The sequence below is a fragment of the bacterium genome (genome assembly GCA_020444065.1).
GTDB lineage: Bacteria > Sumerlaeota > Sumerlaeia > SLMS01 > JAHLLQ01 > JAHLLQ01.
In genome coordinates this window covers 281,937-308,176 of sequence record JAHLLQ010000001.1, presented here as the reverse complement: position 1 = coordinate 308,176, position 26,240 = coordinate 281,937, and the positions used below count along the sequence as shown (strand labels likewise).

Annotated in this window: 14 protein-coding genes; 7 read left to right on the top strand and 7 right to left on the bottom strand. The window is 59.1% G+C overall.

The features are described from left to right. The first annotated feature begins 45 nt into the window (after positions 1-45). The 4 genes from lepA to KQI84_01150 all read left to right on the top strand — a co-directional run bounded on the left by lepA (position 46) and on the right by KQI84_01150 (position 4,295). Complete coding sequence (gene lepA, locus KQI84_01165; GenBank protein MCB2153469.1) at positions 46-1,857, top strand: translation elongation factor 4; 1,812 nt, start codon at positions 46-48, stop codon at positions 1,855-1,857. A 126-nt stretch (positions 1,858-1,983) separates the two neighbouring features. Then, positions 1,984-2,274 (top strand): HU family DNA-binding protein, encoded by a 291-nt coding sequence (locus tag KQI84_01160; protein ID MCB2153468.1) that lies wholly within the window; start codon positions 1,984-1,986, stop codon positions 2,272-2,274. A gap of 20 nt (positions 2,275-2,294) precedes the next feature. Continuing rightward, positions 2,295-3,131: a ribonuclease HII gene (locus tag KQI84_01155; GenBank protein ID MCB2153467.1), complete on the top strand. Its 837-nt coding sequence runs from the start codon at positions 2,295-2,297 to the stop codon at positions 3,129-3,131. A 66-nt stretch (positions 3,132-3,197) separates the two neighbouring features. Then, positions 3,198-4,295, top strand: coding sequence for an N-acetylmuramoyl-L-alanine amidase (locus tag KQI84_01150; GenBank protein MCB2153466.1), 1,098 nt, complete (start codon positions 3,198-3,200; stop codon positions 4,293-4,295). Here the strand turns inward: KQI84_01150 and KQI84_01145 are convergent. The 4 genes from KQI84_01145 to KQI84_01130 all read right to left on the bottom strand — a co-directional run bounded on the left by KQI84_01145 (position 4,278) and on the right by KQI84_01130 (position 9,899). Next, positions 4,278-4,781: a hypothetical protein gene (locus tag KQI84_01145; GenBank protein MCB2153465.1), complete on the bottom strand. Its 504-nt coding sequence runs from the start codon at positions 4,779-4,781 to the stop codon at positions 4,278-4,280. The two genes, KQI84_01150 and KQI84_01145, sit on opposite strands and share 18 nt — an antisense overlap. Beyond that, positions 4,778-7,300: a hypothetical protein gene (locus KQI84_01140; GenBank protein ID MCB2153464.1), complete on the bottom strand. Its 2,523-nt coding sequence runs from the start codon at positions 7,298-7,300 to the stop codon at positions 4,778-4,780. Before KQI84_01140 ends, KQI84_01145 begins: the two co-directional genes overlap by 4 nt. A 73-nt stretch (positions 7,301-7,373) precedes the next feature. Beyond that, complete coding sequence (locus KQI84_01135) at positions 7,374-8,081, bottom strand: ComEA family DNA-binding protein (protein ID MCB2153463.1); 708 nt, start codon at positions 8,079-8,081, stop codon at positions 7,374-7,376. Between the two features lie 9 nt (positions 8,082-8,090). Further along, positions 8,091-9,899 carry a protein kinase gene (locus tag KQI84_01130; protein MCB2153462.1) on the bottom strand — a complete coding sequence of 603 codons (1,809 nt, stop codon included), beginning with the start codon at positions 9,897-9,899 and terminating at the stop codon, positions 8,091-8,093. Positions 9,900-10,349: 450 nt separating this feature from the next. Here KQI84_01130 and KQI84_01125 point away from each other — a divergent pair, with 450 nt between their 5' ends. Then, positions 10,350-11,606: a beta-lactamase family protein gene (locus tag KQI84_01125; protein ID MCB2153461.1), complete on the top strand. Its 1,257-nt coding sequence runs from the start codon at positions 10,350-10,352 to the stop codon at positions 11,604-11,606. Here the strand turns inward: KQI84_01125 and hisH are convergent. Next, the gene (hisH, locus tag KQI84_01120) at positions 11,591-12,235 is read right to left on the bottom strand and encodes an imidazole glycerol phosphate synthase subunit HisH (GenBank protein ID MCB2153460.1); all 645 of its coding nucleotides are present in this window, start codon (positions 12,233-12,235) and stop codon (positions 11,591-11,593) included. The two genes, KQI84_01125 and hisH, sit on opposite strands and share 16 nt — an antisense overlap. A 23-nt stretch (positions 12,236-12,258) precedes the next feature. After that, positions 12,259-13,722: a glycosyltransferase gene (locus KQI84_01115; protein MCB2153459.1), complete on the bottom strand. Its 1,464-nt coding sequence runs from the start codon at positions 13,720-13,722 to the stop codon at positions 12,259-12,261. A gap of 220 nt (positions 13,723-13,942) precedes the next feature. Between KQI84_01115 and KQI84_01110 the strand changes: the two genes are divergently transcribed. Then, the gene (locus KQI84_01110) at positions 13,943-15,046 is read left to right on the top strand and encodes a class II aldolase/adducin family protein (protein ID MCB2153458.1); all 1,104 of its coding nucleotides are present in this window, start codon (positions 13,943-13,945) and stop codon (positions 15,044-15,046) included. An 11-nt stretch (positions 15,047-15,057) separates the two neighbouring features. Here the strand turns inward: KQI84_01110 and KQI84_01105 are convergent, their stop codons facing one another. Continuing rightward, a complete protein-coding gene (locus KQI84_01105) occupies positions 15,058-15,984 on the bottom strand; it encodes a ribokinase (protein MCB2153457.1) in 927 nt (308 codons plus the stop codon). A gap of 421 nt (positions 15,985-16,405) precedes the next feature. On the opposite strand from KQI84_01105, the gene KQI84_01100 reads away from it, so the two are divergent. After that, a complete protein-coding gene (locus tag KQI84_01100; GenBank protein MCB2153456.1) occupies positions 16,406-26,164 on the top strand; it encodes a hypothetical protein in 9,759 nt (3,252 codons plus the stop codon). Positions 26,165-26,240 lie beyond the last annotated feature (76 nt).

The window sequence follows — 26,240 nt, the reverse complement described above, 5'->3', positions numbered from 1 at the left end:
GCAGCCGCCCATCCCGCCCTAAATCCACTGAGCAGAAAGACCTCCGTGCCCGGTACGTCCTACGACAAGATTCGGAATTTCAGTATCATCGCCCATATCGATCATGGGAAGTCGACCCTTGCCGATCGCCTCCTGGAGGAGACCGGTACGTTGACCCAGCGTGAGATGCGCAGCCAGGTGCTCGATTCGATGGATCTCGAGCGCGAGCGCGGCATCACGATCAAAGCGCAGGCAGTGCGGCTCTTCCACCGGGCGAAGGATGGCGAGATCTACCAGTTGAACCTGATCGATACACCGGGGCACGTGGACTTCACATACGAGGTCTCGCGTTCGTTGGCAGCCTGCGAAGGTGCCGTGCTCGTCGTCGATGCTGCTCAGGGCGTTGAGGCGCAGACCCTCGCGAACGTGTACCTGGCGCTCGAGAACGACCTCGAAATCGTGCCGGTGATTAATAAGATCGACTTGCCCAGCGCGGACCTTGAGTCGACGCGCGAGCAAATCCGAGACACGGTTGGGCTCGATCCGGATCTCGCGATTCCGATTTCTGCGAAGACCGGCCAGGGCTGCAAGGCTCTCCTGGATGCTGTCGTCGAGTGCATTCCGCCGCCGCGTGGTAACCCGGACGCGCCATTGCGCGCGCTGATCTTCGATTCGTTGTACGATGTCTATCGAGGCGTGGTGTGCTATGTGCGTGTGATCGATGGCGCGCTGCAGGCTGGCGACAAGATTCGATTCATGCGCGGTGGGTTGGAATACGAAGTCACCGAAGTCGGTGTCATGACGCCGGCACAGGCAAAGGTCGAGTCGCTCGATTGCGGCGAAGTTGGTTATGTCGTCGCCGGCATCAAGACGATCAGCGACGTGCGCGTTGGCGACACGATCACACACGCCAGAAAGCCTGCGGCAGCGGCGCTTCCTGGCTACCGCGAAGCGCGTCCGGTCGTGTTTGCCGGCATGTATCCTTCGGCCGCGGACGATTACGATGCATTGAAGGAAGCAGTTGAGAAGCTTCAGCTCAACGACGCGGCGCTGCACGTTGAACCGGAAGTGAGTGAGGCCCTCGGCTTCGGCTTCCGTGTCGGCTTCCTTGGTCTCCTTCACATGGAGATCATCCAGGAACGCCTCGAGCGCGAGTACGATCTCGATCTCGTCTTCACCGCACCCTCCGTGAATTACCGCATCACGAAGACCAATGGCGAGACGATGTTCATTGAGAACCCCTCGAAACTGCCACCCCAGCAGGAGATCGAGACGGTCGAGGAACCATACATCACCGTGAACATCTACTTCCCGAAGGACTACATGGGGAACGTACTGCAGCTTTGCGAGGCCAAGAAAGGCACGCAGATCGAGATGCACTTCGTGACCTCGGATCGCGTGAAGCTGACCTACGAGTTGCCGCTGTCGGAAGTCGTCACGGACTTCCACGACAAGCTGAAAGCCATGACCCAGGGCTACGCGAGCTTCGACTATGAAGTCTCGGGCTACAAGAAGGGCAACATGGTGAAACTGGATGTGCTGATCAACGGCGAGCCGGTGGATGCGCTGTCGGTGATCGTTCACCGGGAAGACGCCAGCCCGCGCGGTCGGCTGCTGTGTCAGAAGTTGAGGAAGATCGTTCCTCGACAGATGTTCAAGGTCGCGATTCAGGCGGCTGTCGGCGGCAAGATCGTCGCCCGCGAGGATGTCTCGGCCATGCGCAAGGACGTGACGTCGAAGTGCTACGGCGGCGACATCACACGAAAGCGCAAGCTGCTGGAGAAGCAGAAGGAAGGCAAGAAGCGCATGAAGCAGATCGGCCGCGTGGAAATCCCGCAGGAAGCGTTCATGGCCGTTCTGAAGCTGGATGAGGAGTGACGGCGCCCCGGAAGAAAGAACTGTCCAGCTTTCTATTGACCTGACGGCGCACGAGTTATCTCCTGCATGTCGACATTCAAATCCCCGCAATTGATCCCTGGCGGGGCGACACCGGAGCGAAGATCGATGACGAAGGCCGAAGTCGCCAACCTCGTAATGAACAAGACCGGACTGGCTCGTGCAGAGGCCTATGAAGCCGTCGAAATCTTTCTGGACGCCATCAAGGATGGGCTGAAATCGGGCGAAAAAGTCTCGCTCGTTGGATTCGGAACCTTCCTGGTGAAGAGCAAGAACGCCCGTAACGGCCGGAATCCGCGGACTGGCGAGCAGATCTTCATCCCCGAGAAGAAGGTCGTGGTCTTCAAGCCGGGCAAATCCTTCCGCGAGAAGGTCAACGGCGACACCCCGACCGAATAAACCGCCCCGAGGCCGAGATTTTGGCCCCACGCGTCAAGAAAGCCACCGCCGCAAAGCGGCCCACCATTCGTCCCGAACGGGACTGGTCCTCTCAACACGGTAATTGTCTGGTCGCCGGAATCGATGAAGCCGGCCGCGGCCCCCTTGCGGGTCCTGTGGTGGCGGCCGCCGTCATCTGGGACCTGGAAGCAAAGCGCCCATCAGGGCTGAACGATTCAAAAAAGATCCCCGCTGCAACCCGCGAGAAGCTCTACGATCAGATTCAACGCCGCGCGTTAGCCTGGGGTGTGGGCATTTGCCACTCGCACGAGATCGATGTGATGAACATCCTGGAGGCGACACGAGAAGCTGCGCGTCGGGCGGTAGAAATGATGGCCACCCAGCCCGGGGCGCTTGTTACGGACGCGTTGACGTTGCCGTCAGTTCCTCTGCCCCAACTTCCGATCATCAAGGGCGACTCCAAGTCGTCCAGCATCGCCGCGGCATCCATCCTGGCAAAGGTCACACGCGACCGCATGATGGATCGCTATCACGAGGAGTTTCCCCTTTATGGTTGGGATCGGAATCGTGGCTACGCGACGGCCGATCATTACGAAGCGCTCGAGAAGTACGGGCCCACTTCGCTCCATCGAATGACCTTCAATGGAGTGGGGTTCTTCAGCCAGGAGCCGCTTCGCTCGCAGTGCTTCCATCGCCTGATGAAACTGTTGGATGCGACAGCGCCCACGCCGGACGCGTATGCGGCAATCCGAAGCCAGGTCGAGGATTCCCGGGATACATTGCCTCCGCTCGACTTCGAGGTACTCATGCAGGCGATCGCAGAGCGCGCCGAAAGATTCCTGCAGTCCGCTCGCTAACGACTTCTTGCCTTTGTAGGACCTCTCGGGATTGAATCCGTGCAATCTGCTCGGAGTATTCTCCCCGTGAAAGCCCTTTTCCTGTCCCTCTTGCTCTCCGTTTCCGCCCTTTTTCTCGTGAACTGCTTCAGCGATGGTTCGCCGGACATTCCGCTCGATCCCCGCGCCGATGAAGGATGGGCCATGTTGCCGCCAATTCCAGATGAATTGCCTCCGCAGGCGCGACTGCTGGCCGATCTGACAATCGTCCTCGACCCAGGCCATGGGGGAGATGTGGGGACGGAGTACGAGGAGAGCGGATACAAGCGCGGCCCGACGGGACTGCGGGAAGCCGTCGTGAATCTGCGCACGGCGAAGAAGCTCCAGGAATTGCTGGAGGAAGCCGGAGCGAATGTGATCCTGACGCGAGCCGACGATCGTTTCGTGAGCCTTACGCTGCGCGCCGACATCGCGAACCAGGCGAACGCCGATCTGTTTCTCTCCATTCATTTCAACGCAGGTCCGCCCGATGCGAACTACTCGTCGGTCTGGTACCATGGCGATGGAGATACGCATCCTGCGAGTCTGGATCTCGCACGTGAACTGAGCGATAGTCTCGCGTGGACGTTGCGTCCGCCGCAGGCCATGTCGTCCGGCATCTACAGCGATCTGCTGATGTACGACGACGGCTTCGGCGTCCTGCGTGAGGCGAACATGCCCGCGGTGTTGGCGGAGTGTTCGTTCCTCTCAAACCCGACCGAGGAACAGCGCCTTCGATCCGAAGAGTACACCGAGCGCGTGGCGTGGGCGCTGATGCTGGGGCTGACGCAGTGGGCCTCGAACGGCGTGCCATCGTGGCGAGTGGAGTCGATCTTCGCGGATCGGCGGCCGAGTGATCGGCGTGCGCTCATTGTGGAGTGTCTGGATGGAATGAAAGAAGGCTGGGGCAAGGAGGTCGCGCGAATTCGTGTCTCCACGATTCAAGCATCGATCAACGGCAAGCCCGTCGAGCGCACTGAGTGGCGAGGCAATCGTTTGTGGCTTTGGGACGATCTGCTGTTCGACGAGAAGATCGATCGAACGCTTTCGATTCAGTTCGAGAATCGCACGAAGAACTCCTCAATCACGCCACCCATCACGGTTCCAGCGGGGGAGCAGTGGGGAATGTCAGTCGTCGCCCAGTGACTTCTTCGCGATGATGGACGACGCGGGCGTCAGGTCCTGTCCCGACCATGAACGCAATCCGCCTCGATCCCGCGAGACGATAACACGTACATCTCCTCGCGCTTTGGCCGGCACTTGAAAACGACAAATTTCGGCGTCATCGGCGAATGCCGCGCCCGGTGAGAGTTTCTTCACACCAACTAGCAGTTGAGCTTCGTGTCCGCCTGCTTCCGGAACCGGTGTTCCCCGCCGCGGCGTACGTGAAATCTCATACCGCGGAACCACCTTGATGTTCAGTAACAGGCCCGAAGAGTCGGTTGTGCGCAGGATGAATGCGGCCTGAGCAGCCGTCGGGGTCGAGTTTTTGTCTGTGTGGTGTACCAGGACGAATTCGCGAAACGCATCGCTGCCGGGTTGCTCCTGCAATTCAAAACGGCTCTCTGCGAAGCCCCCAATCGGGAGCAGGATAAGCGTCAGCAACACAGTGGCTATCCGAGGAATGCTCACTCGCCATACCCCTGCATCCGGAATTTGACGCGAGTCACAGTCGTGGGACTCCCAATCGTCTTCTCATCGGGTTTCTTAGATTCAAGCAACGCGAAGCCGCGACCGGAATACGGCATGATGATGTTGTCGCTCCGATCCCGAATCGGCTGGCTACCGTTTGCTATCAGGAAGTTTCCGCGTTCGTTATCGTAGATCGAGACATTAAATTCTTGGCGGGTGGTGTCGTGTTCTTCACGTATGATGGGTTGCACGATCGAGCCCGCGAGCCCCCCATAATTGAAGGGCATTTCGTACGAAACGACGCCCTGGCTGTTCTGCATCTCCAGGTCGCCGTTGTCCAGGATGGTGAAGGGTGCGTTTCGCGTGTAATCGTGGAGTCGCACCTGCACGATCTCTTCCGGGACCCTGAAATCGCCCAAGGGTGGAGCGAGATTCAGTTCCACCATCACGATCTCCGAACGCATCCCAAGGTCACGTTCAAATCCGCCGATGTTGACTGTCAGGTCCTCGGACTCGGAAAGCCCGACAAACCAGAAACGTCCATCCTCCGGCGGAAAGAGCTCTCCCGTCAGGCCGGGATTGAAAATCGTGTTAAGCACCTTCTCGGCGTTCTCGCGGTTGATGGCCTCGTCGGTCTTGCCGTGACTGTAATCGGTCATGCCGGCCACTGCCGTAGAGAATCCGCGCCAGGGGGAGGTCGCCGCAGAAGGAGATGGGCTCATCCAAAGCTCCAGGTCTCTTCCTTGGAACGAACGCGATTCCTTATTCCGAAGCTCACCGATGAAATGCACGCGCCCACCAAAGAACAGACCCGCAGCGTAGAAGTCTCTTCCAGTGTTGTTGATCAGGTCGCCCTCGATCAAATAGGAATCATTCGTATCGTAGAACTGGAAGCTGCCATCAAGTGCCCCATCCAGTTTACGGGGGCCGCGGGTCTGCAGCATCGCCGTATCGAATGTCCGTAATGGCCAGCGCCGCGCATTGACTTGCGTGCCATCGTAGAAGAAATCCGGAGATTGACCCGTGAGCCCGAGATCGGCGCTGCCGGCGGCTGCCCCGAGATCAATCAGAGCCGAGCGTTCGAGGCCCTCCATTTCGAACCAACGATCCGAATCGCCGATGGCCGTCTTGGGATCGTCGGACCAGAAAGAGTAATTCCCGGCGCTGGGGACAAAGATACCAACGTACGTTTGATCGTTGAACGTGTCCTGTCCTTGAGTCCCCTGCATGATGGCCATTTCCCGGGCGATGTACTTGCCGCCCTTGGAAAGCGTACCGATCGTGTAAATCAGCCCAGAGAAGATCAGGACGATCAACGGCACGGTCAGCCATGCCCATTGGATCCAGTTGCGCTTGTTGAGGATGAAGAAATTCACGGGACCCACGATGACGGTATAGAGCACGCAGATCATGATGATCAGCGCCACGTTTGGCGGGCGAGCGGTCCCCTTTGCGATCAGGCGCAACTCGCCGAGTGTCTTTGGCAACGCGTAGCGCCAATCGACCACGTTCCGGATCGGTTGTACTCCCATCCAGTAGGGAGCAAACAGGTTTCTGACTTTCTCAGGCAAGGTCTCCAGATCGAATGCGATAAACAGTATCTGACCACGCCCGTGGGGGCGCCGTACAAGCAGGGGAATGTCCTTTCCCCCTTCGACCAGGACACTCGCACCTTCCCGGACCGTTGCCCTGCTCACGAGAACAGCGTTCTCTTCCAGCAGGCTCGTGTCTTCATCGGCTTCCACCATTCCATTCTCGCCGATGAGGAAAGGCGCGCTGCTTTCTGTCATCACAGGAAGCAGATCTTCCGGCACTCCGCTCGCGTAGGAATTGGAGTTCGATCCACCGAGGAACACGAGCGTTCCTCCCATGTTGACCCAATCGCGAATCGCATCGACGGATTGCGAGGTCAAACGACCTTCCGGCCAGCGAGGGAATACGAGGATGTCGACAGAATCGTAGCCGGCCCAGTGATCGGGGAAGTGCTGCGTGGACATATCGGCCTGCTTGATGAAGTTCACTGCGCCCGAGCGCGGAACCGGGAAGTACAACCGCGCCAATTGCTCCGAGACCGTGACCATCAACACGTCGTTCTTCAGCAAGGGTTGAACATCCAGCGGAATAACTTGAATGCGCCGGCCGCTGGATGCGCGCACTTCGAGAGAAGGGCGCTGCACGGACGTGTTCTCCGGGAACTTGGCATAGACAACAAAGCGCTGCGTCGAGAAGGCCGGCACTGTGACGTCGCGGGTGAATTGGTACTGGCCGCCGCGAGTTGAGAAACTCTGCGTCTCGATGATCAGGCGCCCCTCAAAGTCCAGACTTGTATCGCCGGGCTTGCCCTCGCGTGGGCGATTATCGATGGAGACCACAACCGGCGCCCACTTGCCGGGGCGGTAGTAGCCGCCGTATCCCGCCACCGCGTTGATGGTCAGATCGGCCGCCTGGCCGATGGAGACACCAAGTACAAACAGTAAGAGGAGGCCGAGGAGGCGAAGGTGCTCGGAGTGCCGTTGCATTGAGTGAGGATCTCCACTGCGCGGGGAATCGGCCGCCCATCATCATCAACGGCTGCCGCGGAACTCTACCGAATCAGTCGAACACAAGTCGATAGCGGTTTTTCTCAATTGTCTTCGGGCCGATCCCAGAGACTCTCATCAAGTCTTCCGGATGCCTGTAAGGTCCATTGGCTGTTCGGTCGACCAATATGTCCTGAGCGCGCTTTTCTCCAATACCCTCAAGGGTTTGCAGCTCCGCAACAGTCGCTCGATTGACATGGATGATGGGCAGGGGAGTTTCTGTCGGCACTGGCGTGGGGACAGGCGTGTATCGCGGTGCTGTCGGGGTTGGAGAGTATGCAATCTCCCGCCGGGGAGTCGGTGGCGGCTCGACATTGGACGCCAGGATCATCGGTCGGAGGCTCTCCAACGTCTTTTCACCGATCCCTGAAACCCGGCCAAGATCGTTCACAGTGCCGAACGGGCCGTTCTGCTCACGATCGGCCACGATGGCCTCCGCGCGCGTCGGCCCGATGCCGGGAAGAGCCTGCAGGACTTCCGCGCTCGCGCGATTGATGTCGATTTGCCCCTCGATGACGGAGTCGTCGATGCCTTGGCTCTCAGTCGGCTCCTCGACCGCCAACTCCCGCCAGGCAGTCGGGGAGATTTCCTGAGGACTGCCGGATATTTCGATCCGACGGTCCTGATCGACTCGAACCTGGTGATAGATGATTCCTGCGAAAATGAGAGCGATGGCGGCAAAACCGACGAAGTGCTCGTTTCTGGTGATGCCGCGGAACATAGAATCAGTTTATTCCGAGCGGAAGGAGTTTGCCGGCCGAGGAAGCGAACGATCCAGAATCTGGGCCAGGATTCGATGTGCGTGTGCGAAGGACGAGAACTCCCCGCGACGGGCGCGCTTGACCATTTCGCGAAGTTCCTCAAGCGGATCGGCAAGAATACTCGGGCGTTCCGGCGTTGAATGAGGAACCATTGCCTTTTCGATCAGGAACTCGATGACATCGGCGAACTGCGAGAGATCCATCTGGATCTCGTTTTCCTGCATGCCGGAGGGATTGCCTTCGCGGGGCGTCTGGTCTGGATTCGGACGACGAACAGGCCACGGGTGCAGGCTGAAGTCATGCACTTTGATCAACTGGTCGTGCCCGACCATGATATTCTCGGGCCGCAGGTCGCCGTGCATGATTCCGTGGCGATGTGCGGCGGCGATTCCGGAAGTCACCTGGAGCAGAATGCGCAGAATCAGCGGAAGCCCGATCTGCTCCATGCGCTGCGCCATCATGGCGAGGCTGCCCCCGGAGTGGTACTCCGTGACAACGCGAATCACGCCGCCATAGCAGTCGGCGTACGTCAGCTTCGAAACGTTCGGATGGTTGATGAGCGAGATGGCTTGCAGGCGCTGGCGAAGGACATCGCAATCGGGATGCTCTGTTGCGACGCGGGAGATCTTTACCGCAACCGGGCAGTCGAGCATCTGGTCCACGCCTTCGAACACTGCAGAGGATGCGCGTTCGCCCACCAGACGCGTCAGCGCGAGACGAGAGGCTACTGACGCAGCGGAACGCACCGAGTGGCGATACTCGCGAGTTCCACCGCCGAGAGCCAGATGACCGACGATGACCTCATGCTCCGAGAGAATCGTGGCATCATCGGAGACTCGATCGGGTTCGTTTGTCGAGGGATCTTCGAGGAAGCTTGCCTGGCTCTCGTCGAGCGCCTTTTTGATGAACTTGCTTGGCGTCCGTGTATCGGGCTTGGGCGCCGGCGCGGCGGCCAGGCGCACGATCTGGTGCAAGTACATCAGACGCACAGGCACGTCGGCCAGGATCTGTTCGCGGTTTGCTGCGATCTTGTAATACTGGAGAGCCGCTTCGAGATCGCCGTAGGCTTCGAAGGCGCGAGCAACGGCGGCGATGAACTTCGCATTGCCGGCGATTGGTGAGTCTTCCGGGGCAACGGCGTCTGCAAGAGCCTTCGCGTCCTCGGGGTGATCTTCGTCGAGCAAAGCTTCGATCAGGCGAAGGCGGAGTTTCTCTTCCGAAGGAGAAGCGGACAGCGCATCGTTCAGGCGGGGAATCGCCTGATTGTCCATCCCGAGCGCCAACTCGACTTGCGCGAGCCGCAGCGGGGCGTCCGCCTTCAGGAGGGCTGCGCGTTCACGGAGCAGATCGCCGCGGGAGCGCCAGCAATCCGCAGCCTTCATGTAATCCCCATCTGTGCTGGCCTTTTCGGCTTCTTCCGCAGAGGGGATATCGCGATGCTTCTCTTCTTCAACCGGTGCCTTCGCCCAGGGATAATCGGTCTCTGTGCTGTCGTCTGGGTCCTTCGAGGATGGCTTTGGAGTCGATTTCTTCTGTTCCTGAGTGGCAGACGCGGATTCTGCTGCGGGTTTCGCGGCCTTGGGAATTGGAGCCGTTTCGGCATCGGCTTCAACAACCCGGGAGTCCGATCCGGACTGTTGATCCGGGCGGGGTCGGGATTGCCAGATAATGAGTGCAGTCGCCACAAGCAGAAGGACAACCGCCGCACCAATCATCAATGGGGTCGCTACACCCGACGGCCACAATGCCAATAGAACTACCGGATCGGTAGCTGGCATGAGGGCTGTTGAGCTCAGGATGATCATGAATTAGTAACCATCATGGCCTGCGAACTGGCGCGGTTGGAGTGCATCAATCCCATTCTGACCATCTTCATCCGTGCAGAGTCTAACAGCACTGGTGCCCACAATTAGGGATAGTGTCAAGCCTGCGCTGTCGAATCCACAAAGCCTCCACCCGGTCCTTTTCGTGGCAATCTGCCAGAAAAGGATGGATTTCGAGGGGTGACACAGATTCTAGTCTGTCCCTGAATGCCACGGTCGCCCGGGGTTGGGCTATCGAAAAACGCCATTTCGAGAGATTTCCTGCACAGATCCATGGCGCATGACACCATCCTCAAACTCCAGAGGTCTCAATGCTTCGGCCTGTCGTTGGCCATTATCGCCATTTTGACATTGATTTTGACTGGTTGTCGATCGGTGCCTGTCCCGCTGGATACCGCCGAAGAGGTGAGCCTGAACGAACGACTGGATCAGTTGGCGCATGAAGCAGACATCCCTGGCGCAGCCTTCGCCGCAGTTGGACGCGAAGGACTCCTTTGGCACCATGAGTTCGGACTGGCAGGGGAGACCGCTGACTGCAAGCCGACCATCGACACACAATTCGCACTCGCCTCCTTCAGCAAAGTCTTCGCGGGAGTCGTGATTCTTCAACTGGTCGAGAAAGGACTGCTTTCACTCGATTCATCGGCTTCCGAGCTTCTCGGTCGCTCGCTGGAAGATCCGGAACTCACGTCTGATCCTATTACCATTCGCCATCTTCTCACCCACACATCGGGGTTGGCTGTGGACGAGGAAGGTTACCTGGTCCAACGCCTGCCGGCCGGCATTCACTACGAGTATACCAACGAGGGGTTCTCTCTCCTGGCAGAGATCATTGAACGTGTGGAGGGAAATCCCTACCAGCAAATCGTCCGCGATCGAGTCTTCTTGCCGGCCGGCATGGAACGCAGCCTCGTGCTTGCGCCGGAAGTCGCCCCGCCGAAGGAGTGCGCCGTCGCGATCGGATTCGATCGTTCAGGGCGACCTCTGGAGTCTCCGGTCGAGCGTCTGCCGCTCGGGGCAGGCCGCGCATATTCGACATCATCAGATCTTTCGGCGTTTCTGCAGTGCTTCCTGAATGGCGGCGGTGCGATTCTCTCTGCCGCAAGCAGTGAGTCGATGACCGTCCCGCAATCGGGCGGACTGGACACGCCCCGTCTTCTTGTCTGGGAGCCTCTGCTCGACCAAAAGAGACGACTGGTTGGGTATCATCACGCGGGATCTTCGGATGGAATCGGCGTCGATGTTCTCGTCTACCCGAAGAAGCAACTTGGGATCATTGTTCTCACGAATACGATGTTTCATCCGTCATTCCAGCACGCCGCGCGCAACGCGATCTACGAAGCCTTTGCGGGCGATTCGCATCCGGTGCCACCCGCGCCGCGCTGGCTCTCACCCGACGAAGCAGAAGGACACTATCAGCGTGACGACCGCAAGATCCGCGTGTTCCAACATGATGATGTTTTGCTCGTACAATTGCCGGGGCGCGCACCGCAGAGACTGGCAGCCGTGAGCGCCGTCGAGTTTACTCCAATGCCGATTCACCCCGGATCGCAGCTCGAAACTGCGCTGGCACGAGCCTCCGGCTCCATCATGGAGTTCATCCGGTTCGACGGAGAGGTGACGGGACTGGTTTGGGAAGACGAGTATTACGAACGCGAATGACTGGCGGCCATTTCCGAGAAGTTCTTGAGGATGGTGAGTCCGACGTTCTGGCTCTTCTCCGGATGGAATTGGCAGGCAAACAGGTTCGCCTTGCGAAGCGACGCAGCGATCGATCCGCCATAATCCGTCGTCGCAGCAATCACCGTCTCGTCCGTTGGTGTGACGTGGTAGCTGTGGACAAAGTACACGTATGCGTCCTTGTCCAGGCCTTCAAAGAGGGGGTTCGAAGGCTGAGTGAACTGAAGGCTATTCCATCCCATGTGTGGAATCTTCAGTCCCGGTCGCACGAGCCGAGGGCAAGTCCCGGGAATGACGCCAAGCCCTTTGATACCAGGGTCTTCCTCGCCCTCATCAACGAGAACCTGCATTCCAAGACAGATCCCCAGAAAAGGCCGACCGCCTTTTGACGCCTCGGTTGCACGATCGCGCGCGACATCGTGAATCCCGCGCGCGTTCATTTCCTTCATGGCATCGCCAAAGGCTCCGACACCGGGCAGAATCACCGCCGGCGCGGCTGCAATCGCCTCTGCGGACTCGACGATTTCCACGTCGGCGCCAAGATGCTGAAACGCCTTCTCGACGCTCCGCAGATTCCCCATTCCATAATCGATAATCGCTATGGAGGCCATTGCTCTTCCCTTGGGTGAGGTGATTACTCGGGTTTCCGGCCGACTCCGATTACGCTGTTGTGCGAATGGAACGGAATCTTCTCCAACTGGCGGATGATGGGCATTCCCATTTCAAACAGCCGCATCTGGCCGGTTGAAATGGAGTTGCGCCGCATGATCTTGCCGGAGATTCGCCAGCCCAGTCCGCCGACTCGATTGAAGCCCTTGGTCTCCACGACCTCAAATCCGGCCTCTTTCAGTCGGTCGGCCAGATGCTTCTTCGAGTAGCGCAGGAAATGGCCCAGTTCCTTGTCGATCGGCGAGTAAAGATCCGGGTCGTGCGGAACCAGGATCACCGCATAACCGCCGGGTTTCAGCACTTCATAGAAGTTGCGGAGAACGGTCAGGTCCTGCTCGATGTGCTCCATCACGTTAATGCACAGCACCGAGTCGAAGGGCTTTCCATTGGCAGCCTCGACAAGGTCTTCCTGTTTCGTCAGGTCGGCTTGGCGAACCTCGAAATTGCCGAGGTGCGAGAAGGACTGGCGCAGGCGCTCGACGTAGAAATCCTCATAATCGAGACAGACAAGGCGTTCCTTATCGAGAAGGAAATCCGTCAGGTTGCCGATGCCGCTGCCGGCTTCCAGGACTTCGTCGCCCAGGTAGTCTTCAACTTGCGACATGAGCCAGCCATTGAATTTCCGGGCACGGCGAATGGACTGCAGAATGATGAATCCCGCGTGGCGGGTGTATTGGTGATCGAAGAATCGATAACGGAGCATGGCGCGAATGGCATGCACAGCGTCCATGGGGCCGATCTTCTTGCCTTCGGCGTATGTGCGACCGCGATAGGCGATCGGGACTTCGTAAATGCGCGCGCCCCAGCGAGCAAGCTTCGCCGTCAACTCCGGTTCGAGATCGAAGCCTTTGCTGCGAATCACGAGGTGCTTGAGAATGTCGGCGCGGATCAGCTTGTAGCATGTCTCCATGTCCGTCAGATTCAGATCGTTCAGGACATTGCTCGACAGCGTCAGGAACTTGTTTGCCATGGTGTGCCAGAAGAACATCGCCCGACGATAGCGCCCGGTCAGGAAGCGCGAGCCGAAAACAGCGTCCGCGATGCCGTCTTCGACGGGAACCAGCAGCGCCTGGTAGTCGTTCGGATCGTACTCGAGATCCGCATCCTGGATAATCGCCCAATCGCCCGTCATGTGAGCAATCGCTGTTCGGATGGCTGCGCCTTTGCCGCCGTTCTTCTTGTGAAGAATCACACGCACATTGTCCTGCTGCTTCCGATAGGACTTTAGGAATTCGCGGCTGCCGTCCTTCGAGCAGTCATCGACGATGACCAGTTCGCGATCGCATGGCAGGGGGGCTTCCTGCACACGGGTGAGCAGGCGCTCCAACGTGCGAATCTCGTTGTAGACGGGGATCAAAATACTCAGCTTCCGCACACGGCTCTTGCCGGTGGCGGGCTGTTCGGGAGTCTGGGCGGGTTTCGTTTCCATGGCGGAAAAACATTCCCGGGAGTCCGCCCGAAGAGCAAGCCCGAGTTTCCAGGTGGCAGCTTTTGCGCCCGTGTCCCTCAGATTTCCCATCCCGCCTGCCTGGCCAATTCGGCTGGATGCCAACTGAAGGCACGTATGCGCTTGTGTCGCTGCCTGGAATCGGAAAGGATGACGCGTCTCGCGGGGCTTGCGGAGAAGAACCTCAATCGGGCAAAGAGAAATGCGCAAAGTCATCACTGGCCAGGAAATGGACGACCTGATCAAGGCGGGCAAGTCCTGGAAAGATTTGCCGGAGGATGCCATCCTCGCGCCCGCTGCGGAGGACTTGGCCGCAGAACTCCCGGGCTATCCCGGACGAGAGCGCCAAGTGCCTGCTGAGGCTCAGCCGACTCACTCCTGGACCCCGACCCCGCCTCCTGCTCGGAATCCGGCACCCGCGGCGGGTCCGCCCTGGGAAGCTGTGACGGGACAATACGATGCATTCTATCGATCCGACTTGAACTTCCGCCGCAGCGAGGAAATCTGCGACATCGGTCGGCGGATGTGGGCGCGCGAATATGTCGATGGCAACGGTGGCAACATCAGCATTCGTGTTGGGAAAAACCTGGCGCTCTGCACGCCGACGCTGGTCTCAAAAGGCTTCATGAAGCCCGAGCACATCTGCCTCGTCGACCTGGATGGCGAGCAGAAGGCCGGCACGCTGCGTCGCACGAGCGAGATCCTGATGCACCTGGAGATCATGAAGGCGCAGGAGAACGCCGTGGCTTGCGTGCATTGCCATCCGCCCTACGCGACGGCATTTGCAGCCGCGGGAGTGCAGCCGCCGAACAACATCCTGCCGGAATACGAGATCTTCATCGGCCAGGCGCCGATCGCAGATTATGTGACGCCCGGCACCTTGGATATGGCGAAGAAGGTTGCGGCGCTTTCCGGCGATCACAACACGATCCTGATGGCGAATCATGGCGTCGTCGCATGGAGCCACATCTCTGTCGAGGACGCCTACTTCAAGATGGAAATCCTCGAGGCCTACTGTCGTACGATCATGGTGACGACCCAACTGGGCCGCATGCCGAATCGTTTCACGCCGGAACAGATGAAGGCGCTATTGGACATCAAGCAGACGCTTGGAGTGCCCGATCCACGATTTGGGCTGCAGGTCGATCGTCTTAAGGCCGACGATGAGCAGTGGCGACCTGGAGTGACATGCATTCCCAATCCACCGGCTGACTGCAACTGCCCCCCGTCGGATGAGTTGGACCCCGAGGCGGCCGAGTTGGTGCGCGCCGTGACAGCGAAAATCATGGAACGGCTGCAGTCGTAGCCCCTCTGCCTTCAATTCCTTTGCTTTTGAATAAACTCCATCACCTCGGCACGCGTGGGGATTGATGACTGAGCGCCTCGCTTCAGAGCCGAGAGTGCCGCGGCATGATTGGCGAAGTAGATCGCCTCGCGCGCGTCCTTACCTTCTGCCAGAGCGACTGCATAGGCGCCCGCAAAGGTGTCGCCTGCACCGACCGTGTCCACCGGTTCAATCTTTGGCGCAGGAACGCTGAAGGCATCATCTTCGGTGATGCACATCGCGCCAAGAGCACCGCGCGTAAGAACCGCGCAGCGAATGTTGAACGCCAACAAATCCTTCCCGTGCTTCGCAAGTGCCGCCTCGTCCTTCGAATCGCCCCCTCCAGTGATCGAGCCGAGTTCCGTCTCGTTCAGAATGATCGTGTCGATCGGGAGCCGCCTCTGGAAGAACTCCACGTTCATCGGGGAAGGATTCAGGATCACTTTCTTACCAAATCCCCGAGCCCGTTCGATAATCGCGACATTTGCCTCTGCGGGAATCTCGAATTGCAGGAGGATGTACTCCGCCTGGCGAATGGCTTCCTCCACGCTATCACCGAGTGGTGTCAGGAATGCGCCATTTGCTCCTGGTGCCACCACGATCGTGTTGGTTCCCTGAGCGTCTACCGTAATCAAGGCGCAGCCAGTTGGGCGTGCGTGAGATGTGCGCAACCCACGCAGGCCAATGTTTTCTTTGCGCAGATGATTCGTGTACATCTGCCCGTCCGAGTCAGAGCCAACGACGCCTCCAAACTCGACTTCCCCGCCAAGACGCCTTGCCGCGACGGCCTGGTTTGCTCCCTTGCCGCCGAAATGGCGTTCCACATCGCTGCCCATCACAGTTTCGCCGGGCTTGGGAAGAGACTGCGTGGCAAGCACGATATCGATGTTTGCGGAACCGAGGACCAGGATTCGTTTCATTGATTCGATCAAACTCGCTTGAGGTTGGATTGAAGGCTGGGGAAGTCACACCGATTTGTATCAGCCCGATCATCGCGAGATGATCGCTCCATTGTGAAGCGGGCCGCAATGATCGAAACTGGAGCGGGTTCCCGTCGTCGGACCTGCTTCGCGCTGAATCTGGCTTCTTTGCTGCATATATGAACATGTTCCACTGAGCCGTGACATCAAACCCTCACAAACCATCACTTGCGGGTTTCTGGACTCTGCATCCACAAAATAAATCCGATGGACACCGATCGGTCCATCGGATAGAAGAAACCAAGTCTCGCCAAATGGGATTGGGTCCGCTTGCACCCCAACTCGCATACCTGCGGGGATGCGCTGCTTGTGGAGTAGCTGTGTCGGCGAGCGTCTTTTGTTGTCCAAACAGGAGGGAATAATGATGTCTTCCGAGACTTTCTCTGGGCGCCGTGGGGCGTTCACGTCTTGCTTTGTCAGTCGTGTACTCGCTTTGACTGCAACTCTCATCGTTATCAGCTTCGCAGGTGCCTCTGCTCAGGGAGACCTGGTCGTTGATGCCGACCAGGACTGGCCGGAGGGCACATACGCCTACGACAGCCTGACGGTGACGAACAGTGCAACGCTTCGAATCGCCGGCGGTTCCTCTGTTACCGTCGCGGGCGAATTCAGTATCGCGACCGATAGTGCCGTTGTCCTGCAAGGCAAAGACGCCAGCGCGCAAGTTGGCGGGCTCTGGGTCGGCCAGGGTGTCTCGATCGAGGCGAATACACTGGACGTCGCGACCGGGGGTTTCCTCTCTGCGGACGGGCAAGGCTACACCTGCCCCGGAATGCAGTCGGACGGCAACGGCCCCGGCGGCGGAGCTAACGGATACGGAAACACTGGTGGCGGTGGTGCCTACGGCGGCGATGGGGGCAGGACTCTTCCCGGGGTTGTGGCGGCACACTACGGATCGCCTCTCGAACCAATCGATCTTGGCTCGGCCGGTGGAACGGGAGATGAAGGAGCCCCCACCGGTCACGGCGGCGGGGCGATGCATCTCGTTGTCCACGATCTGCTCACAAACAACGGAACGATCACGGCCAATGGAAACAGCGCATCGGGCGATTGCGCGGGTGGGGCTGGCGGATCGATCTGGGTCGAGGCGGCACGTCTTGGCGGCTCGGGCATCTTCCAGGCGGAGGGTGGCGGCACCCAATGGGGCTCCGCATCCGGCGCCGGAGGACGAATCGCGGTCTACTACACCTCGAATGAAGGATTCGACGAGGCTGCCGGCTTCTCCGTTCAGCCTGGAAGTTCAAGTGGCATCAATGGCCAGGAAGGAACCGTGATCGTCATCGACGAATCGGTGACTGGAAACGCGGTGCACTTCGCACATCGCTATCTTCTGGAAGAGGATGAGACGTTCACCGCGCAAGAAATCGTGATCGATAATAGCGCTCTTGTCGAAGTCGGTGGTGGTGCCCAACTCACGGCGACGGGCGATCTCACTGTGAACGGCGCCGGAACCATCCTTTGCCGCGGAAAGAACCGAACGGCCCAGGTGGGCGGACTGTGGCAAGGCGAGGGAGTTGTGATCTCCGCGAACAATCTGACTGTTGGCGATACGGGAATCATCACGGCCGATGGCCAGGGATACACATGCCCCGGTATGCAATCGAATGGCAATGGCCCGGGGGGCGGCACCAACGGCGTTGGAAACGGCGGTGGTGGTGGCGCTTTTGGCGGCGATGGCGGCAGCAGCCACTACGGCGTGGTCGCATCGCACTACGGCTCTCCGACGATGCCGCTTGACCTGGGATCGGCCGGTGGAACCGGGGATGAAGGAAGCCCTGTCGGTCATGGTGGCGGTGCAATCCGTCTGACCGTCGGCGATCTCCTGCTGAACAATGGAACCATCAGCGCAAACGGCGCGGGCGCTTCGGGTGACTGTGCCGGCGGGTCCGGCGGGGCTATTCTTGTCGAGACGTCCAGACTCGATGGCACAGGCGTCTTCCAATCCATCGGTGGAAGCGCCCAGTGGACCACGGCCTCCGGAGCAGGCGGACGCATTGCCGTCTACTACACAACCAACGAAGGTTTTGATGAATGGGATGGCTTCAATGTGCTCCCCGGTGCGGCAAGCAGCCACCTCGGACAGGAAGGCACCGTCATCGTCGTCGATCAGTCTGTGCCCGGCGATGCCGTGCACTTCGCCCATCGGTACTTGCTCGAGGAAGGTGAGGAATTTGTCGCCGAACAGATCCTGATGGATAACGATGCACTGATCGAGATCGGCGGCGGCGGACACCTGAAGGCAAATACCGACATGGAGATCACCGAAGCCACCGTCCTGTGTCGTGGCAAGAACCGGACAGGAATGGTCGATGAAAGCTGGCAAGGCGAGGGCGTGGTGATTTCGGCCCGGAATCTCACCGTGGCCACAAGTTCGACGATTACTGCCGATGGCCAGGGTTACACCTGTCTCGGGCGCCAGACGCAGGGTAACGGCCCCGGTGGCGGGGCAAATGGAGTCGGCAACGGCGGTGGCGGCGGTGCCTACGGGGGCGATGGCGGCATCAGCAATGCCAGCGCAATAGCCGCGCATTACGGCTCGCCCACATTGCCGTTGGATCTGGGATCTGCCGGCGGTGCTGGTGATGAAGGCAGTCCCGTCGGACACGGCGGCGGAGCAATCTACCTTTCCGTTGAAGAACTTCTGAGGAACGACGGTCTCGTCACCGCAAACGGTGCGGGTGCTTCGGGAGACTGCGCGGGCGGTGCGGGCGGCTCGATTCTCGTCGAGACGAACCGCCTGAACGGCTCTGGCCTCTTCCAGGCAGTTGGTGGTGGCACGCAATGGGGGACTGGTTCCGGCGCAGGGGGCCGCATCGCAGTCTATTACGAGGTGAATGTCGGATACGATGAGAAGGCAGGATTCTCAGTCGATCCAGGTTACTCTGACTTGCATGTCGGACAAGAAGGAACCGTCATCGTTGTCGACCAATCGGTAACGGGCGATAGAATGCACTTCGCACATCGCTACCTCTTGGAACCCGATGAAGTGTTCGGCGCACAAGAAATCATCATCGACAACGAAGCGATGTTTGAAATGGGCGGCGGCTCGCAACTCGTGGCGGGAGGACCACTCTTGCTCAACGAGAATTCGACAATCTGGTGCCGCAGCAAGAACGCATCGGCCCAGGTCTTGGACCAGTGGATCGGCGAAGGCGTCACAATCTCTGCCGCAGATCTGACAATCGGAGCCGGTTCGACAATCACTGGCGATGCTCAAGGCTACACCGCCCGGCCGGCATACAACACGGCGGGCAATGGGCCGGGTGGCGGACTTGCCGGCGCAGGCAACTCAGGCGGCGGCGGAGCGTATGGTGGGGATGGCGGCGTAAATCACTTCGGGTTGTCCGTCCTGCATTACGGTTCGCCGATGGAACCGACGGATCTTGGTTCTGCAGGCGGAAATGGTGATGAAGGTGTGCCGACCGGCCATGGCGGTGGGGCAATTCACATCCTCGTTGATAGTCTCTTCACGAACGACGGCCTTGTAACGATGAATGGCGGCAGCGGCGCTGGCGATTGCGCGGGTGGTTCCGGCGGCTCGATCTGGGTTGAATCAGATGAACTCGACGGCGTTGGGCTGTTCCGCGCGGAAGGCGGAGGAACCGAGTGGGGAACGGCCTCGGGAGGCGGCGGCCGCATCGCGGTCTACTACAGTGCAAATAGCGGTTACGACGAGACCGACGGATTCTCCGTCGATCCCGGATTTTCTTCTGCGCGGGTTGGCCAGGAAGGCACCGTTATTATCGTCGATGAGACTCTGAGTGGCGGTCGTATGCACGTCGCGCACCGATTCTTCCTGGAGGAAGATGAGACATTTGCCGCGGGTGAAATGCTGATCGACAACGAAGCGACCTTTGAAATGAGCGGTGGTTCGCATCTGAAGCTCTCCCGCGGCGACATCGCAGTCGAAGGCAACGCAACGATCCTGGCACACGGGAAGAACCGCACGGCAATGGTCGGCGGAGTCTGGGCCGGAGCCGGCATTCAGATCACTGCCTACAACTTCGCAATCGATGCCGGCGCCACCATTAATGCCGACGGTGAGGGCTATACATCACCAGGCAGACAGTCCGTCGGCAATGGACCTGGCGGCGGATGCAACGGCGTCGGAAGCGGCGGCGGTGGTGGCGCATACGGTGGCGACGGAGGGCTTGGCTATTGCACGCCCGTCGCACTGCACTATGGATCGCCGCTCTATCCGATGGATCTTGGTTCCGGCGGTGGTGCCGGTGATGAGGGCACTCCGAGTGGCCACGGCGGCGGCGCCGTCTATCTCAAAGTCGTCAACACTCTCACGCTGAACGGAACAGTCAGTTGCAATGGCGCCAGCGGCACACAGGATTGTGCAGGCGGCGCGGGCGGTTCGATTCTTGTCGAGACAGACACGATCAAGGGAAGCGGCCTGATGCAGGCCGTGGGGGGAGATACGAACTGGTCCACTACCCCAGGCGGTGGCGGCGGGCGAATCGCCGTCCACTACGATCACAACACAAACTACAGCGGGAGCGCTGGCGCCGACGTGAGTGGCGGGGCGTCTCCGACACCGAGTAGATACGGCCAGCAGGGCACCGTCGTCTTCGTCGACGAGAGCGTGCCCGGCCTCGCGATGTATTTCCCGCACCGATTCTTCCTTGAGGAAGATGAGCAGTTCACGGTGTGGTCTGCTCAAATTGAGAATGCATCGGAATTCGAGATGGCGGGCGGATCTTGGCTCGATGTCCTCGATGAGACACGGATAATTAACGGCTCGACGGTGCTTGCCCGTGGCAAGAACCGCACGGCGCTCGTGAATGATGAATGGGCCGGTCAGGGCGTCAAGTTGACAGCCCGGAACTTCGAACTCGACGAGACATCACTCATTACTGCGACTGGACAAGGATACATAAGCCCTGCGCGCCAGTCCAACGGCTACGGTCCCGGCGGTGGTGGATTTGGAAATGGGAATGGCGGCGGTGGCGCGGGCCACGGTGGCTACGGCGGGGCCGGTAGTGTTGGAGTGCCCGGCCTTCCCTACGGATCGATGTACATTCCGCTGGATTTGGGATCCGGCGGCGGAACCGGAGATGAGGGAACGCCGAGCGGCCACGGCGGCGGAGCAATCGAGATCGCCACAGGCGAGACCCTCACGATCGACGGCAATGTGGAGGCCAACGGCCTTGCCGGCTCCGGCGACTGCGCCGGCGGGTCGGGCGGTTCTGTCCTTCTTAATGCCGCCAATCTGACGGGAAGCGGTTTTGTGACCGCGATTGGTGGAAATGTGGAGTGGCAGTGTGGTGCCGGTGCCGGTGGCCGAATCGCGGCCTATTCAAAGGATGGAGACTTCACTGAAACACAGTTGAACGTCTCCGGCGGCACTGGCGGGCAGAATCCAGGTGAGGAGGGTTCGATCGTCCTTTCTCCCGATCCATACATTGTGTGGACCGCGCCGAACGACTGGGTGCTCCACGATACGGAAGAAATTACCTGGAGAGTCCTTGGTACAGGCTGGGGTATCAGTTCGCGACTCCGGGCGTATCGCACGGGTTGGAGTACCACTGTTGCCAGCGGATTCTCCGACGAAGGCTCGGCGATGTGGGATACAACAAGCGTCGCCGATGGAGTGTACCAACTGCAGGTATCCGTCAGGGACACATCAGGCCACTGGGTGACCGACAGCACAATGAATGCGTTGGTCAATAACTCACTCGAGTGGCACAGTGGCAGCATATCAGGCAACGAGTTCTGGTCAGCGGACAAGGTCCATTGTGTTGAAGGAGACCTGCACCTGACCACGGGATCGGTTGTCACTCTTGCGAGCGGTGCGGTCGTGAAATTCACTCAGGATTCGGGAATCACCGTGGAGTCCGGCGCGATCCTCGATGCCTCGGCAGCTTCGCGCGCGCAGATCATTTTCACGTCCCTCAAGGATGATGAGGCGGGCGGCGATTCGAATCTGGATGGCGGCGCAAGCCGTCCGCTTCCAGGCGATTGGGTCGGTATCACTGTTGAGTCAGGCGGCCAGTTCCTGAGGAACGAAAATGTCGAACTCCGTTGGCTGCGTACGACGCACAGCGGCATTCTGGCCGACTCGGAACTCTGGAGTAAGACCTCCATCCATCACATCACGGGGGTTATCACGGTTCCGTCCGGCATCACGCTGGAGATCGCCGAAGGGGCCATCGTGAAGTTCGATCCAATGCTCGAGATCGTCGTTCAGGGTGGAGGAAACCTGATCGCCAACGGTACGCTCGTGAATCCTATAACGTTCACGTCGATTCGGGACGATTCTATTGGTGGAGACACAAACGAGGATGGCGATGCGACAACGCCTGCGCCGGGAGACTGGCGTTGGCTGCACATCGATGGAGGCACAGCCACACTTGAGCATGTCCGGATTACTTATGGCGCGGGTTCGCCCACTGGAAACTGGGATTCCACCGGCGCGATTCGATCCGACGGCAACGCTCTCATCAATGTCTCCAATAGCGAGATTCTCGATTCACTCTTCAATGCCGTCATGATCCAGGGCGGCACGGCAATCTTCGAGAATTGTCTGATCGTAAATTGCGAGCGCGGACTGCAAACTCAAATCGGCGACATTATCGCGCGGCACTGCACGATCGATGATTGCCGCCACAGCGTTCTGGCACATGGTGGAAAGATCGAACTCTACAACAGCATCATTTCCAATTCGCTCGAAGTTGGCCTCGCGGTGTGCTGTGGCTCGCCGCCAATCGATATGCGCTACTCCAACGTTTGGAGCACGCAGGGCATCAACTTCAGTGGAATGGAAGACATTGTCGGGACCAACGGTAATGTGTCCGTCGATCCGGAGTACAAGAACGCTACAAGGCGAGATTACGGCTTGTACTACGTGAGCCCAATGATCGATGCCGCGGAAGGCGATGAGGCGACTCAGCACGATTTCTACGGAAGCCCACGCTACGATGATCCGCGCACTCCAAACACGGGCACGGCGATGCTGGACGGAACGTTCCCCGATATGGGAGCGATCGAGTTCGTCGAAACGGCGCCATCCCCACTGGATCTCGTTGTGACGTCGATCATGGGACCGTCCGATGTCGTGGCCGGTACAACAACGACACTCCGCTGGACGATCTCCAATCTGGGCTCGGAACCTGTGACGGGGCCGTGGTTCGATCTCCTGGGCGTTTCCGATTCGACGAATCCGGATGATCCAGGAGTCGAGATTGGCGAAGCGCAAGTCGGCGAGGGGCTGACGCTCGCTCCCGGAAAGACGACATCGGGCATGATGAGTTTCCTGATGCCTGCGGCCATCCCGGGTGCATACCACTGGCGAGTTCGCACAAACAGCCACGCAACCGTCTTCGAGGGCGCGAACCTGGTTAATAACAATGCGCTCTCGATTGCACCTGTAAACGTTGACCTGCAGCCACTCGTTGTCGATGGCAGTGCAATCGAAAGCATCTTCACCGAAGTTGATCGCCGCGAGTGGTTCCGCGTTGATGTGCCCGGCGGAGTCGATGTGAAGGTTTCCGTGACCCGACTGGGAGATGCGACGACCGCGCTTTACGCATCGCGCTACGATATTCCGTCGTCGATTGCCTATGAAGTCGCAAGCGCAGAGTGGGGCGAGTCGTCGCCGGATCTCTTCCTGCCGAGCAGCGCAAATCCCACCACCTGGTTCATCACGATGAATCCGGAGACTCTCGCCATAGGCGTCGATGAGTACAGCATCGCAGCCGTCTCGTTGCCCTTTGGCGTGGAGGCATGTTCGCCGTCCATCGCGGGAAATCTTGGCAACACAACGTTCGATATCCGAGGCGCCGGATTTGAATCGGGCATCGGCTGCAAACTGGATCACGGCGGTGCACAGGTCGCAGCCACTTCAGTCGAGGTGCTCGATTCGACTCACCTCAGAGCGACGTTCCCGTTGGCCGGCGCGACACCGGGGGCCTACGATTTGCGAATCGAGAAACAAACAAGCCAGGACGCGCTTGCGAATGCCGTGATCGTTCAGCGCGATGGCTCTGCAGATATCTGGACCGATATATCCGGACCAGACACGATCCGGCGAGGCCGAAAAGCGACTTATACACTCCGTTACGGAAATCGTGGAAATACCAACGCCTATGGTGGTGTCATCTACCTGGCAAACATCCCGCCATCGTTTGGCCTCTCTCCGGACTCCTCGTTCGGTGGACACGGCACCTATGGAAGCCTGGGATACTACTCACCAACAATTGTCACAAACAGCGATGGGATGCAGATGGCGGGGCCGATTGTCCTTCCAATGCTTCGCCCCGGAGAAACAGGCAGTTCCTCCTTCACAATCAAGCCATCAAACAACGGTGACTTCCAATTGGCCATCTACAACCTTGCCCCATCTCTAGACGCCGCTTTCTGTCCGGCATGTCCTCCGACTCGGTCCGACAGCTACAGGGATGAATTCTGCGACTTCCCGGAGGATGAATTGGAGGCCCTCCGCGAAGCCTATCGCATTGCACAGGAACACTGGTATCAGAACAACTTCCTCATGAAGTTCTGGAACACGGCATGCGTGGGTGCTGCGGATGATCTGCGCACCAAGTTGCACACGGAGGGTTCTGTTCCCGGCAATCCACTCAATGGATGGAGTGTCACACGTATTACAAAGAACGGTCTTGGCATTGGCCACACGACCGTCATGCTCACCTCGCCCAATGGGAACTCGTACATTGTTGACAATTACGTCGAATCGACGTTATTGCCTCTCGATGACGCCGGTCCCGATGAGTGGATCGTCAACAACGACTGCTACCAGACGTGGCAGGCCAACTTCTGTGCCTTCCTGCATCTGGAGAACCTCATCATGGGGACTGATCCGGATAACACCTACACCTGGAAGCGGTTGACGCAGAACGATACGGTGACCTGCCCACTTCCCGAGAAGAAACCTAACAACAAGAGGATCAAGGTCATCTCGGCGGCCGATCCAAACGACAAATCGGCTCCCTCCGGCGTCGGAGACGAAGGGTTCATCTCCGGCAACGAGCCGCTCGTCTACACGGTGCATTTCGAAAATGTGACATCGGCGACAGCCTCGGCCCAAGAGGTCATTGTGACTGATCAGATCGACTCGGCGCTCGATTGGTCCACGCTGGAGATCGAGGAGATCGGGTTCAACGATGCGATGATCGTTCTGCCGGCAAGCGCACAGGTCTTCACAACGCAGACTCTCGTCAGCACCGATCCGAATCCAGTCGAGGTCGCGGTCTCTTTCGATCAGGTTTCGGGCATCATGACTCTCGCGATGCGTTCGATCGATCCCAACACGCGCGAGTTGGTCGAGGATCCTCTCGCGGGATTCCTTCCGCCAAACGATGAGCAGGGAACCGGTGAGGGCTACATCCGATTCCGGATCGATGCGTTGCCGGACCTGCCGGATGGAACTCAAATACTCAACCAGGCGAACATCGTCTTCGATCTCAACGATCCGATACTGACAAACCTGACGGTGAACACCATCGACAGTCAGGCGCCTGACAGCGGACTGACGGCTTTGCCTGGAGAAACGAACAGCAGCACGGTAGAACTTGAATGGACGATGGACGATGGCCCGGCCGGATCGGGAGCCGCCTTCGTCGATATCTATGTGTCAGAGGACGGCGGCGAACTCAATCTCTGGCGTCGCCGTGTATTTGGTGGGACGGCCAGTTATTCCGGCGAGCTTGGCCATACGTATGGATTCGCGACGCGTGCCTCTGACAATGTGGGCCTTCAGGAGCCGATTCCCGACACGATCGAGACATCAACTCTCTTGAATGCTCCGAGATGCGAGGTGACCCCAACCAGCATCGACTACGGCACGATGACGCACTCCGCGACGAAGCAGGAACTGCTCACGATCAAGAACACCGGGTCCGAGGAACTGCAATTCACCGGCGACGGAATCACCGTTACCGGCGCCGCGGCGGCCAGTTACACTATCATCCAACTGCCGTCACTCGATCCCATGGCCGTCGACGAGGAGCGCACGGTCTTGCTCCGCTGCAATCCTTCCGACTTCGGCCAACTCGACGCACAATTGGTTGTCACCACCAATGACCCCGACCACCCGACCGTTACCGTCGATCTCATGGCTCTCGCAAATAAGAGCAACCAGTGGGTCTTCCAGTAGCGGTGGGGGAGCAGTCCCGGAACGTTCAGAGAATTCGGCCCCCCTCGAGCAAACGAGGGGGCCAATTCTTTCTTCA